Consider the following 12,849-nt stretch of genomic DNA (forward strand, 5'->3'; position numbering starts at 1 on the left):
GCGTCCATGCGCGGCAGGGGTGGTCGTTGGCGATACTGGGCGTGGTCCTGATCCTGGCGGGCGGCCTGTTCGCCCATTTCACGCAGACCGCAGGCGGGATCAGGATCCAAGACGTCCGCTTCCAGGGCGCCAAGGGCAACACGATGAGCGCCCTGCTCTACATTCCGCCGAACGCCACGCCCCAGATCCCCGCCCCCGGTATCCTCGCGGTCCACGGTTACATCAACTCCCGCGAAACCCAGGACGGCTTTGCCATCGAGTTCGCCCGCCGCGGCTATGTGGTCCTCGCGCTCGACCAGACCGGCCACGGCTATAGCGACCCGCCCGCTTTCGCCAACGGGTTCGGCGGGCCCGATGGCCTCGCCTATCTGCGCAGCCTCGAAATCGTCGACAAGAACAATATCGGGCTCGAGGGGCACTCGATGGGCGGCTGGACCGTGCTGGCAGCGGCCACCGCCGCGCCCAATGACTACAAGTCGATGGTGCTGGAGGGCTCATCGACCGGCAAGCCGTTCGCCGCCGAAGGGACCCCAAGCTGGCCGCGAAACGTGGCGCTGGTGTTCGCCCAATATGAAGAGTTCCCGACCCTGATGTGGGGCGTCGACAAGGCCCGCGACGTCACCCAGAGCCCGAAGCTGTGGGCGCTGTTCGGCACGCAAGGGCCGGTGGAGCCAGGCAAGGTCTATGGCGACATCGCGCAAGGCACGGCGCGGGTGCTCTACACCCCCGCCATCACCCATCCGGCCGAGCACATCTCCCACGAGACCATCGGCCACAGCCTCGACTGGTTCGCAAAGACCCTGCAGGGTGGCACGCCCCGCCCGGTTGACGACCAGATATGGCTCGCTAAGGAGATCGGCACGCTGATCGCGCTGCTCGGTTTTGTGGCGCTTTTGATCGGCGCCTTCGATGCGCTGCTGGAAGCGCCGATGTATTCCCGGCTGCGGCTGCCGGAGATTGCCGACGGCACCATGCCCGAGCACACCGCAGCGAGCGGCCGGCGCTGGACTGCGGCCTTCATCCTCTCAGCCTTAATTCCGGCGCTCACCTATTACCCGGCGTTCGCGCTGGGCGGGACATTCGTAAAGCCCTCCGCCTTCCTGCCGCAGGGCATCACCAACCAGATCCTGGTGTGGGCCATCATCAACGGCCTGATCACGCTCGCCTTGATGCGGTTCGCGCCCAAGCGCGCCAGCCGGTCGGGCATCGTCCTGCAGTCGCTCGTGATCGCCATCGCCACGGTGGCGATCGGCTACGCGGCGCTGTGGCTCGCCGACCTCACCTTCAAGATCGACTTCCGGTTCTGGATCGTCGCGCTGAAGCTGATGAGCACGAAGCAGTTTTTGATCTTCCTGATCTATCTCGTGCCGTTCACGGCGTTTTTCGTGATCGCGCTGCACGTCCTGCACCGCAATTTCTCGACCATGGCGGCGCCCCGCGGGGCGCTTTATTTAACCAATATCCTGGCGTTGACGCTGGGCTTTATCGTGCTCGTGGGCGGGCAATACGCCATTCTCTGGCTCACCGGAAAACTGTTCAACCCGCTGCCCGACCCCGGCTTCGTGCCGCTCTCGACCATCGTCGCCATCCAGTTCGTGCCGCTGCTGGCGATCTGTGCCGTGATCGCGACCTTCACCTGGCGGCGGACCGGCTCCAGCCTGCCCGGCGCCCTGATCTGCGGCCTGTTCGTGACCTGGTACGTGGTCGCGGGGACGGCGACCCAGGCAGCAATATAATCTAAAGGATGGGCAGAAAGTGCATAACGGCTTGGCTTTCGCCGGCCGGTTTGCAGTGCTATAGGCCGCCTATAATCACTCCACCCCGCCCAAATGCGCGGTTTTCCGAGAAAAGGCCCCCTCCATCATGGCAAAAATCAAGGTGACCAACCCCGTCGTCGAACTCGATGGCGACGAGATGACCCGGATCATCTGGCAGTACATCAAGGACAAGCTGATCACCCCCTTCCTCGATGTCGAGCTTTTGTATTTTGACCTCGGAATGGAGTACCGCGACCAGACCAACGACCAGGTCACGATCGACGCCGCCAACGCCATCAAGAAGGTCGGCGTCGGCGTCAAATGCGCCACCATCACCCCCGACGAGGCCCGGGTGAAGGAATTCGGCCTGAAGGAAATGTGGAAGTCGCCGAACGGCACCATCCGCAACATCCTCGGCGGCGTGATCTTCCGCGAGCCGATCATCTGCAAGAACGTGCCGCGCCTGGTCCCCGGCTGGACCAAGCCGATCATCATCGGCCGCCATGCCTATGGCGACCAGTACCGCGCCACCGACTTCAAGTTCCCCGGCGCAGGCACCCTGTCGATGAAGTTCGTCGGCGCAGACGGCACCGTGATCGAGAGGGAAGTGTTCAAGTCCCCCGACGCCGGCGTCGCGATGGGCATGTACAACCTCGATGATTCCATCATCGACTTCGCCCGCGCCTCCCTGAACTACGGCCTCTTGCGCGGCTACCCGGTCTACCTCTCGACCAAGAACACGATTCTCAAGGTCTATGACGGCCGCTTCAAGGACATCTTCCAGGACATCTACGACCGCGAATTCAAGAAGGAATTCGAGGCCAAGCGGCTCACTTACGAACACCGCCTGATCGACGACATGGTCGCTTCCGCGCTGAAATGGTCCGGCGGCTACGTCTGGGCCTGCAAGAACTACGACGGCGACGTACAGTCGGATACGGTGGCGCAAGGCTACGGCTCGCTCGGCCTGATGACCTCGGTGCTGCTGACGCCCGACGGCAAGACGGTGGAAGCCGAAGCCGCCCACGGCACGGTGACCCGGCACTACCGCGAGCACCAGAAGGGCAAGGAGACCTCGACCAATTCGATCGCGTCGATCTTCGCCTGGACCCGCGGCCTGTCACACCGCGCCAAGCTCGACAACAACCCGCAGCTCGCAAAATTCGCCGAGACGCTGGAAAAGGTCTGCGTCGCGACCGTTGAGGAAGGCTACATGACCAAGGACCTCGCGCTTTTGGTCGGCGCCGACCAGCGCTGGCTGTCCACGACCGGCTTCCTCGACAAGGTCTCGGATAACCTTGCCAAGGCGATGGCGGCGTAAGTCGCCTTATCGCAAGTCCCTCCACATCATCGCGAGGGGCAGAGCGACGAACAATCCATGCCTCAGCTTGGGGTACGATGGATTGCTCGGAGCCTGTCGTCGGTCGCGCATTCGCGCGGCCGTTGGCTCGTAGTGATAAAAAAAACAACGACGGAGCAATACCGTGTCGTTCCCTAAGAACGCCGTACTCACTGCCATCTTTCTCACCGGGTCGCTCGTCAGCGCATCCGCCCAGAAATCGCTTCCCGAGGCCATCGCAGCACCGGGTGAAACCGTGATGCTCACGCTGCATGCCGAAGGCGCGCAGGTCTACGAGTGCAAGACCGGCGCCGACGGCGCACTCGCCTGGGTGTTTCGCGAGCCGATCGCGACGCTTTTCCTGGACGGAAAGACGGTCGGCCGGCACTATGCCGGACCGAACTGGGAGTACAGCGACGGCAGCGCGGTGGTCGGCCAGGTCGTCGGCACCGCCCCAGGGCAGGTCGCGATGGACATTCCCTGGCTGAAGCTCGGAGTGGCTTCCCGGCGCGGCAGCGGTGTTCTCAGTCCGGTGACGACAGTGCAACGGATCAACACGTCGGGTGGAAAGCTCAATGGCGCCTGCTACAAGGCAGGCGACTATGAAAGCGTCCCCTACTCGGCCGATTACGTGTTCCTGCGCAAGGGCTGATACGACGCTGCCGTCGAGGAAGGCTACAATGACCAAGGGCCTCGCGCTCCTGGTCGGCGCCGACCAGCGCTGGCTGTCCACGACCGGCTTCCTCGGCAAGGTTTCGGACAACCTCGCCAAGCCGATGGCATAATTGGCTGATAATGGTGTTGGTCCTTCGGGGCCCACACCATGGATTCATGATGCCGATTGTCCGGAATACCGCACTCGCTCTGCTCCTGTCGTCGGCGTCAGTTTTGAGCGCCTCCGCCCAGACGCCGCTTCCCGACGCCATCGCCGCGCCCGGCGAAGCGATCGTGCTCACCCTTCACGCTGAAGGCGCGCAGGTCTACGAGTGCAAGGCTGCCAGCGACGGCAAACTGGCCTGGGCATTCCGCGAGCCGACAGCAACCCTGCTGCTCGACGGCAAGACCGTCGGCCGGCACTATGCAGGGCCGAACTGGGAACACATCGACTCTAGCGCCGTCGTCGGCAAGGCGGTCGGCAATGCGCCCGGTGCTACGCCGAACGATATTCCCTGGCTGAAACTGACCGTGACCTCCGGGCGCGGCACCGGCATCCTCTCCGGCGTCACGACGGTGCAGCGGATCAACACGGCGGGCGGCAAACTCGAGGGCGAGTGCGAAAAGCCCGGCAGCTATCGCAACGCGCCCTACTCCGCGGACTACGTGTTCCTGCGCAAGGGCTGACGTAGCGCCCCATCCGGAGTTGCCGATGCTGTTCATGGTGATCGAGCGCTTCAAGAACCAGGACCCGGTCCCGGTCTACCGCCGCGTCCGCGATCCCGGGATCAAATTCCCGGATGGACTGAAATATGTCGGGAGCTGGATCGAGCCGAATTTCGACCGCTGCTTCCAGCTCATGGAATGCGACGATTTGCGGCTGCTGCAGGAATGGGTGCTGGCCAACAACCGCGATCTCGGCATGACGTTCGAGATTGTCCCCGGTGGTGCCAGCAAGGAGACGCGGGAAGTCGTTGCGCCGTTCCTCGACGAGCAGTAGCCGAGACCAGCGCGGATCGCGCTCATCGAGCGCGACCCGACTGATCCCCTACCGCGCCCGCCATCGCCTGTTCGATCGTCGTTGGCGCTTGCTTTCCATTGCGACTCGCGGCCGAGCACATTTTCTGAGTTGGACACTCGGAAAACGCTTCACCATCCCGGCAGGCTTGTCCTGATATGAACGAGCGCGGAGCGGTGCCGGGCGAGACCGGCCCACTCTGCAACACCAAGAATTAGCGACCTTTAGAAGCGACCTCTACAAGTCTCGCGATACCTGCGGCAGTTTCCTTCGCCTCGTTCGCCCAACTCGTCCTTGTTGAGGCAGGCTTGTCTCAATTCGCCGCACACATCCCTCCGAACTGGCCTTTGGCAAGTCTCACGGTATCTGCGGCAATTTCCTTCGCCCCGCTCCCCCAGCGCGTCCTTGTTTTCGCAGGCACGCCGCAATTGCTCGCATTGTCCCCCTCGACCGTCGTACACTCGGACGCCTCCCGGTCCAACTTCAATGGATTGGGAAAAGGCCGAGATCGGAATTACAAAAAGAGCAGCTGCCGCTGCGGCGCCGAACGCATAGTTGCGCATTGCTTTCAACATTTCCTGGTCCTCCAGTTGCTATGTGCCCGTGAATAGAGAGGCCGCTTCGGCGGCCTCTCTCTTGTCGATGGGAACGGACGGAGCTGGCGTTATTGCTTCTCGCCATCGCCAACCTTAGTGCGCGCAGACCTTGATGGTCTTCATCCCGGTTTCAGCTGCGGTGCGCGTCTTGAACACCTTGCCGTCGCCAACAACCACAGTGGTGGTCGTGGTCGGCTTCTTGTCCACGATGGTGCATTTCTTCGTGGAGGTGTCTTGCACTACATAAAATTCCGTCTGAGCGTAGGCAGCGCCGGTCATGATTGCTGCGGCTGCCGCCGAAACAAGAAACTTCTTCATGATGTCTCCTCCATTGGATAACTGAGCGGCGTGGAGTCGGTTCCACGGCTGGGAACTCCGTCTACGGGTACTAGCTTTCAGTTCCTGGATGGAGACTCTAAAAGGGTTGACGTGAACGCCGGTCGAACGAGCAGTTCAGAGACTGTTTATTTCGAGCTTACTTTCGCCTTCATGAGCGCGACTTCCGCTTCGGGTCAGAACGATTTTCGATTGGCTAGCGCCAGTTCGAAACTAAGCCGGCGCGAGATCGATCTGCTCAAGCCGATTTCTTTCCGCATCATAAACCTTGACCTGAAGGTTGGGAAAACGCCTCTTCAAGTCTTTCGCTGCTTGATTGGCAGAGTCCTGGGTTTCGAACTCTCGCTTCGCTTGGCCGTCCACGACAAGTGCATAACCACTTGTCGGAAGGTCGGTCGGCGCCCTGCTGGTCGTCGCCCGCGCAGCCATAGGCGCGCCCTGCGTGCGTTCTTGGCGCATGAGAAAACTCCTTTTGGGGGATTGCTTCTATAACGCCCCACCGGCCCAACGGTTCCTGGAGCAGCGACGGATTTCTCTCAGAATGAAGTGTCCCCCTCAATCAATATTCGATCGCCGCCGCTGCACGCCGGGAAATTTGTGATGGGTGCGACAAAAAGGCTTTTGCAACACCATCAACCATGAGCGGACGTAGCCGCTTCGTTCGATCTCCTCACCGGCGAACAGGAACGGCCTGGCAAGCGTCGCTCCGCACGTTGTGACCGTCTATCCACGCTCATCAGCAACGGCACCTCGCGCTGCCGCTAACCCATCGCCACCTTGTCGCCCGCGGCCCCGTGCTGGCGTTGGTCGAACCACATCGTGCCGAGCGCAAACGCCAGCCACCCGAAATTGTAGGCAAGGCCTGCCATCAGAACGATCCAGCCGGGGATCGGCCCGACAGCGGCGCGATCGGCAAATTCCGACAAGGTCGACGCAGGCGTCGGATGGATCGCTATCTTGCCGTAATAGGCAATCACCTGGACGGCGAGAATCCAGACGTAGTTGCGACGCAGCCGCCGCCCCGCCGCGCGGACAAACGAAATGTGGTGGCGGGGCGCCGTGTAGTCGCGCCCGAGAATCATCTGCCAGCTATCGTCGCGGGCTTCACCGGTGAATATTGGCGCGTAGAAATTCATTTCCATCCATCGAGCTCGGGCGCGCCAGACATTGAAGTAACGATAACGTCGTGCCTCCATGCCGAGAAACACGGCAATGAGCAGGCCTACGAGCAGGAGTGGCAGGGGGGAAGCCTCCGGGCTCGAAAAGGTCGTCGACAGAGCGATGCCCATCGTGACGATCGCCCAGTTGGTCGTGTTGTCGAGCCGCGTTCTCCAGATCGTCGAACGGTAGACTTCGCCCCGGTAGAGATGAGCGATGGCGCCCATCTCAGCAGGATTGAAGGTGTGTTGGAGATGTGTTTCGCTGGAAGCCGTAACAGACATGGCAGGACTCCGGTTGTCCGAACCGCAGATCACCGGCGTTGACCGGGAGAGTCCGCATCATCGACGCCGACGAACCTATCCGGAATTGTGACGTCGCAACTATGCTCGCCCCGGGGCCGAATTGCCAGCAACAGATCCAGCAATAGAACGGTGCACCACACCATCCTGAGCCGCGGCCGCATCAGGTCGCACCCTCTAAGTTCCCGCAACAGAGTCAGGATGGCGAAAGCGGCACTGCATACCGCGCAGCGGGATCGTCTGAGCGCAGGAGAACAGCGGCATCAGAACTGGCGCAGGACGATGGTTCGATCGATTGGGAGATGGCCCTGGCTGAGACCGGCAGATCGCGGCGTCCCTACCTCTTGGCCCCGAGATACGTCGTCCATACGGCGCTGGCTAAAGTCTGGGATGCTTTCCGAGCGCATGTCTTTTCGACTTCCGCCACGATCGACGACACACCGATCTTCGGCTGTGTTTGGCCACTCGCCGCGGCAACATAATTAAGTCCCGTCCAGAAACCGTGGATCCAGACCGTCCCCTCCAGCCGGTGCTCTTCCGCGGACCGCCAGTGCGCGCAACTCATGCTCCCGACGCCAATCATTTCGACTGAAACCTTGGCGTCCTGCGCTGAGGCCACGCAGACGGAAGCACCAAAGACGATTGACGCAAATAGAGATCGCTTCACTATCCACCAGATCATCCTGGCACCTCTCGCCTGAACGCCAAAAGTCGGCTGTCGCGTAAGTCCAGCGATCGGGTTGTCCACCGGAATGCCGCTACCAAATGATGCCCGCAAGGTTCGCGGCACCATCGAGGGTTCGATCAACGTGGATTCTCTGCAGCATCACCACGAATTAGGCTGCAGCGTGACGAATGAAGGTGGCGTCAGCCCTTCTGCCGCTCCCACTTGTAGGGGCGATGGATGGCGCCAGGATCACATCCTGCCCGGCAAGTTGGTCCATCAGCCATTGCAATCGCAGCGACAGCGCTAGCGATCAAGAGGTCTATGAGTCCACGCCCGAGCTTGCCTGCGCTTCAGGCGCCGGCCATCGCCTCTTCGATCGCCGAGAGCGCCGCATTCGCCTTGGCGCCATCAGGCCCGCCAGCCTGCGCCATGTCAGGCCGCCCGCCGCCGCCCTTGCCGCCGAGCGCCTCGGAACCCTTGCGCACCAGTTCGACCGCGTTGAAGCGCGAGGTGAGATCGCTCGTGACGCCGACGACGAGACCCGCCTTGCCATCCTCGGTAACGCCGACGATCGCGACGACGCCGGAGCCGATCTGCTTCTTGCCGTCGTCGACCAGGCTCTTGAGGTCCTTGGTCTCGACGCCCTCAACCGCGCGGGCCAGGAGCTTGACGCCGCCCGCTTCGCGCACGCCGCCGGCCGCCGCGCCGCCGTTGGTGGCGCCACCGCCCATCGCCAGCTTCTTGCGCGCGTCCGAAAGGTCACGCTCGAGCTTCTTGCGCTCTTCCATCAAGGCCGCTATACGCGCCGGCATGTCGTCGACTGTCGTGCGGAGTTCCGATGCCGCGGTCTTGGCAATCGCCATTGTATCGTTGGCATGCTTGCGCGCATGACGCCCGGTCAGCGCCTCGATGCGCCGCACGCCGGAGGCCACCGCGCTTTCGCCGGTCACGGTAATCAGCCCGATATCGCCGGTGCGGCGCACATGGGTACCGCCGCACAGTTCGACCGACCAGCCGAGTGCGTTCTGCCCCTGTTCGCGCGGGCCCTTGCCCATCGAGACGACACGGACCTCATCGCCGTATTTTTCACCGAACAGGGCGCGCGCGCCAGCTTCGCGGGCATCATCGACCGCCATCAGCCGCGTTGTCACCTCGTCGTTTTCGAGCACGACTTCGTTGGCGATGTCCTCGACGCGGGCGAGTTCTTCCGCCGTGATCGGCTTCGGATGCACGAAGTCGAAGCGGAGCCGATCCGGCGCCACCAGCGAGCCGCGCTGGGCAATGTGATCGCCGAGCACCTGCCGCAGCGCCTCGTGCAACAAATGCGTCGCCGAGTGATGCGCGCGGATCGAGGAGCGCCTGCCATGGTCGACTTCGAGCTGCAGCGCTGTACCCACCTTCAGCGTACCCTGCTCCACCGTGCCGATATGCACGAAAAGATCGCCGGCCTTCTTCTGCATGTCGGTAACGCGGAACTTGACGCCCTCGCCGGTCAACAGGCCGGTATCGCCGACCTGGCCGCCGGACTCCGCGTAGAACGGCGTCTGGTTCAGCACGATTGCGCCGCTCTCGCCGGTGTTCAGGCTGTCGGCGTCCTTGCCGTCCTTCACCAGCGCGGTGACCACGCCTTCGGCGCTCTCGGTGTCGTAGCCGAGGAATTCGGTGGCACCGAGCTTTTCACGTAGCGGAAACCAGACGTTCTCGCTGGCGGTATCGCCCGAGCCTGACCACGACGCGCGCGCCTTGGCTTTCTGCTTTTCCATCGCATCGGTGAACGAAGCCTGATCAACGCTGATGCCGCGCGACTTCAGCGCGTCCTGGGTGAGATCGAGCGGGAAGCCGTAGGTGTCGTACAGCGTGAACGCGGTATCGCCGTCGAACATGTCGCCCTTTTTCAGGCCGGCGCTCTTCTCGTCGAGAATGGCGAGGCCCCGCGCGAGAGTCTTGCGGAAGCGGGTCTCTTCCAGCCGCAGCGTCTCCTCGATCAGCTTCTCCGCGCGCACCAGGTCCGGATAGGCCTGCCCCATCTCGCGGACCAGCGCCCAGACCAGGCGATGCATCAATGGCTCATGCGCACCGAGGAGCTGCGCGTGGCGCATCGCGCGGCGCATGATCCGGCGCAGCACATAGCCGCGGCCTTCATTGGACGGCAGCACGCCGTCCGAAATCAGGAAGGCCGAGGAGCGCAGATGGTCCGCAATGACCCGGAACGACGCGGCGGTCTGTTCCTTCGGTCCGGTCCCTAGCGCCGAAGCAGTCGCCTCGATCAGGTTACGGAAAAGATCGGTTTCGAAGACACTCTCAACGCCCTGCAGGATGCAGGCCATGCGCTCCAGCCCCAAGCCGGTGTCGATCGAGGGGCGCGGCAGCGGCTGGCGCTCCTCCTTCGTCACCTGCTCGAACTGCATGAAGACGAGGTTCCAGAATTCGAGGAAGCGATCGCCGTCCTCTTCCGGGCTGCCCGGAGGCCCACCCCAGATGTGCTCGCCGCGGTCGATGAAGATTTCCGAGCACGGCCCACAGGGCCCCGTGTCGCCCATCGCCCAGAAATTGTCCGAGGTCGCGATGCGGATGATGCGGTCGTCCGAAAAGCCGGCGATCTTCTTCCAGTGGCCCGCCGCCTCATCGTCGTCGTGGTAGACGGTGACGAGCAGCTTGTCCTTCTTGAGCCCGAACTCCTTTGTGATCAGCTTCCACGCAAGCTCGATCGCGCGCTCCTTGAAGTAATCGCCGAATGAGAAATTGCCGAGCATCTCGAAGAAGGTGAGATGCCGCGCGGTGTAGCCGACATTGTCGAGGTCGTTGTGCTTGCCGCCGGCGCGCACGCATTTCTGCGAGGTGGTGGCGCGCTGGTAGGGCCGCTTCTCGACGCCGGTGAAGACGTTCTTGAACTGCACCATGCCGGCATTGGTGAACATCAGGGTCGGGTCGTTGCGCGGCACGAGCGGCGACGACGGCACGATCTCGTGGCCGTTCTCCGCAAAGAAATCCAAGAATTTCGACCTGATCTCGTTGACGCCGCTCATGTTCATCCAATCGGAAGTATGCCCGGGTCAGGCCGCAAATAGCCCAATCTTCCGGCGGAACGCTTTTAGACAAGGGCCGCCGTGCTGTCCAGAAACTGTGCAGGCGGATCATGGGCTTGCCGCAGCACACAAGATAGGCGCGCAAGTCTCGTTGATAATGCTGCGGCTGCGTTGACAGGCTTGGCAGGGCTGTGTTTCCCTCCTATCTGTAAGACGTCACGTCGGGAGAGATCGGCTTTAGCGCCGGCGCCGAAGGAGCAACCGCCCCGGAAACTCTCAGGCAAACGAACCGCGTGACGAACTAGCATCTGGAAAGTGACGCCGGGCGGCTTTGGCCCAGGGCGTCCGCCGACGGGATAATACTCTCAGGCACAGCGACAGATGGGGCTTTCTTTCGGGTTTTCGGGGGCTGGTCCCCGGAACCCCTGAGGGTCCCTGGATGCTGGCACGCGACGAATCTCACCTGAAACGCACCCCGTTGCACGCGCTCCATGTTGCGCGCGGCGGTAAGATGGTTCCCTTCGCGGGCTATGAGATGCCGGTGCAATACGCCTCCGGCGTGCTCAGGGAGCATCTGCATACGCGCGCGAGCGCCGGCCTGTTCGACGTCTCGCATATGGGCCAGCTCGCGCTGCGTCCCAAATCAGGCCAGGTCGCCGATGCGGCGCTGGCGCTGGAGCGGCTGGTGCCGCAGGACATCGTGGCGGTTGCACCGGGACGGCAGCGCTACGCGCAGTTCACCAATGAAGACGGCGGCCTCCTCGACGATCTGATGGTGGCGAATTTCGGCGACCATTTGTTTCTGGTCGTCAACGCCGCCTGCAAGGCCGAGGACGAAGCGCATCTGCGCGCGCATCTCTCCGAGACCTGCGTCGTCGATTCGCTGGCCGACCGCGGCCTGATCGCGCTGCAGGGGCCGAAAGCGGAATCGGTGCTGGCCAAATTTTGTGCAGACGTGACCGCGATGCGGTTCATGGATACCGGGCCGCGGAAGGTCTTAGGCTTCGACTGCTTCGTCTCGCGCTCCGGTTATACCGGCGAGGACGGGTTTGAGATTTCGGTTCCGGCCGAGCACGCCGAGACACTGGTCGCGGCGCTGCTGGATAATCCGGACGTGCTGCCGATTGGCCTTGGCGCGCGCGACAGCCTGCGGCTGGAAGCCGGGCTTTGTCTTTATGGCCACGACATCGACACCACGACGACGCCGGTCGAGGGCGCGCTGGAATGGTCGGTGCAGAAGAGCCGTCGCACCGGCGGCGCCCGCGCCGGCGGATTCCCCGGCGCCGAAAAAATCCTTTCGCAGTTTGAAAAAGGCGCGTCGCGCCGCCGCGTCGGCTTGCGGCCCGAGGGCCGCGCGCCGGTGCGCGAAGGTGCGCTGCTGTTTGCGGACGCCGCCTCAAGCGAGCCGATCGGCAAGGTCACGTCGGGCGGTTTTGGCCCAAGCCTCAATGCGCCGGTTGCGATGGGCTACCTGCCGACATCGTTGTCCGCCGACGGCACGCAGGTTTTCGCCGAAGTGCGCGGCCAGCGCCTGCCGCTGCAGGTCGCGGCCATGCCTTTCGTTCCCAACACCTACAAACGCTAGTTCTGCAAACGCTGATTCAAACGCCAGAGGAAGTTTCATGACGACGTTGTTCACCTCAGACCACGAATGGCTCCGCATCGAGGGCGATGTCGCCACCATCGGGGTCACCGACTATGCGCAGTCGCAGCTCGGCGACGTCGTGTTCGTCGAACTGCCCAAGGTCGGCCGCACCCTGAAAAAGGCCGAAGCCGCCGCCGTGGTCGAATCGGTCAAGGCCGCCTCCGACGTCTATGCGCCGATCTCGGGCGAAGTGCTCGAAGTCAACGAGGCGCTCGCCGCCGAACCCGCACTGGTGAATTCCGACGCCGGCGGCAAGGCCTGGTTCTTCAAGCTCAGGATTGCGGACAAGAGCGAACTCGGCGGTCTGATGGATGAGGCCGCTTACAAGGCACATACGGCTTAAGGAAAGCA

General features: G+C 62.8%; 11 protein-coding genes and 1 riboswitch. Of the genes, 7 read left to right on the top strand and 4 right to left on the bottom strand.

The features are described 5' to 3' along the window. The first annotated feature begins 26 nt into the window (after nt 1-26). The 5 genes from V1294_RS28335 (at nt 27) to V1294_RS28355 (ending at nt 4,750) form a co-directional block, all read left to right on the top strand. Nucleotides 27-1,736 (top strand): alpha/beta fold hydrolase, encoded by a 1,710-nt coding sequence (locus tag V1294_RS28335; RefSeq protein ID WP_334501778.1) that lies wholly within the window; start codon nt 27-29, stop codon nt 1,734-1,736. A gap of 127 nt (nt 1,737-1,863) precedes the next feature. Beyond that, a complete protein-coding gene (locus tag V1294_RS28340; protein WP_334479024.1) occupies nt 1,864-3,078 on the top strand; it encodes an NADP-dependent isocitrate dehydrogenase in 1,215 nt (404 codons plus the stop codon). 196 nt (nt 3,079-3,274) lie between these two features. Then, the gene (locus V1294_RS28345) at nt 3,275-3,748 is read left to right on the top strand and encodes a DUF3455 domain-containing protein (protein ID WP_334504855.1); all 474 of its coding nucleotides are present in this window, start codon (nt 3,275-3,277) and stop codon (nt 3,746-3,748) included. 182 nt (nt 3,749-3,930) lie between these two features. Continuing rightward, entirely contained in the window at nt 3,931-4,437 is a 507-nt protein-coding gene (locus V1294_RS28350; protein WP_334501780.1) for a DUF3455 domain-containing protein, read from the top strand. A gap of 25 nt (nt 4,438-4,462) precedes the next feature. After that, nucleotides 4,463-4,750 (top strand): DUF3303 domain-containing protein, encoded by a 288-nt coding sequence (locus tag V1294_RS28355; RefSeq protein ID WP_334501782.1) that lies wholly within the window; start codon nt 4,463-4,465, stop codon nt 4,748-4,750. A 707-nt stretch (nt 4,751-5,457) separates the two neighbouring features. On the opposite strand, the gene V1294_RS28360 is transcribed toward V1294_RS28355, so the two are convergent. The 4 genes from V1294_RS28360 to alaS form a co-directional block, all read right to left on the bottom strand. Then, a complete protein-coding gene (locus tag V1294_RS28360) occupies nt 5,458-5,682 on the bottom strand; it encodes a hypothetical protein (RefSeq protein WP_334479019.1) in 225 nt (74 codons plus the stop codon). A gap of 231 nt (nt 5,683-5,913) precedes the next feature. Next, nucleotides 5,914-6,159 carry a hypothetical protein gene (locus tag V1294_RS28365; RefSeq protein WP_334501785.1) on the bottom strand — a complete coding sequence of 82 codons (246 nt, stop codon included), beginning with the start codon at nt 6,157-6,159 and terminating at the stop codon, nt 5,914-5,916. Between the two features lie 302 nt (nt 6,160-6,461). Continuing rightward, complete coding sequence (locus V1294_RS28370; RefSeq protein ID WP_334479017.1) at nt 6,462-7,142, bottom strand: DUF2270 domain-containing protein; 681 nt, start codon at nt 7,140-7,142, stop codon at nt 6,462-6,464. Nucleotides 7,143-8,177: 1,035 nt separating this feature from the next. After that, nucleotides 8,178-10,853 (bottom strand): alanine--tRNA ligase, encoded by a 2,676-nt coding sequence (gene alaS, locus V1294_RS28375; RefSeq protein WP_334501787.1) that lies wholly within the window; start codon nt 10,851-10,853, stop codon nt 8,178-8,180. A 211-nt stretch (nt 10,854-11,064) separates the two neighbouring features. Further along, nucleotides 11,065-11,155, top strand: a riboswitch (glycine riboswitch). A 137-nt stretch (nt 11,156-11,292) separates the two neighbouring features. Between alaS and gcvT the strand changes: the two genes are divergently transcribed. Next, nucleotides 11,293-12,438 carry a glycine cleavage system aminomethyltransferase GcvT gene (gcvT, locus tag V1294_RS28380; RefSeq protein ID WP_334501789.1) on the top strand — a complete coding sequence of 382 codons (1,146 nt, stop codon included), beginning with the start codon at nt 11,293-11,295 and terminating at the stop codon, nt 12,436-12,438. Between the two features lie 37 nt (nt 12,439-12,475). Further along, nucleotides 12,476-12,841, top strand: coding sequence for a glycine cleavage system protein GcvH (gene gcvH, locus V1294_RS28385; protein WP_334501791.1), 366 nt, complete (start codon nt 12,476-12,478; stop codon nt 12,839-12,841). The last annotated feature ends 8 nt before the right edge of the window (nt 12,842-12,849 follow it).

Origin of the sequence: Bradyrhizobium sp. AZCC 1678 (assembly GCF_036924765.1) — a bacterium.
GTDB classification, from domain to species: Bacteria; Pseudomonadota; Alphaproteobacteria; order Rhizobiales; family Xanthobacteraceae; genus Bradyrhizobium; species Bradyrhizobium algeriense.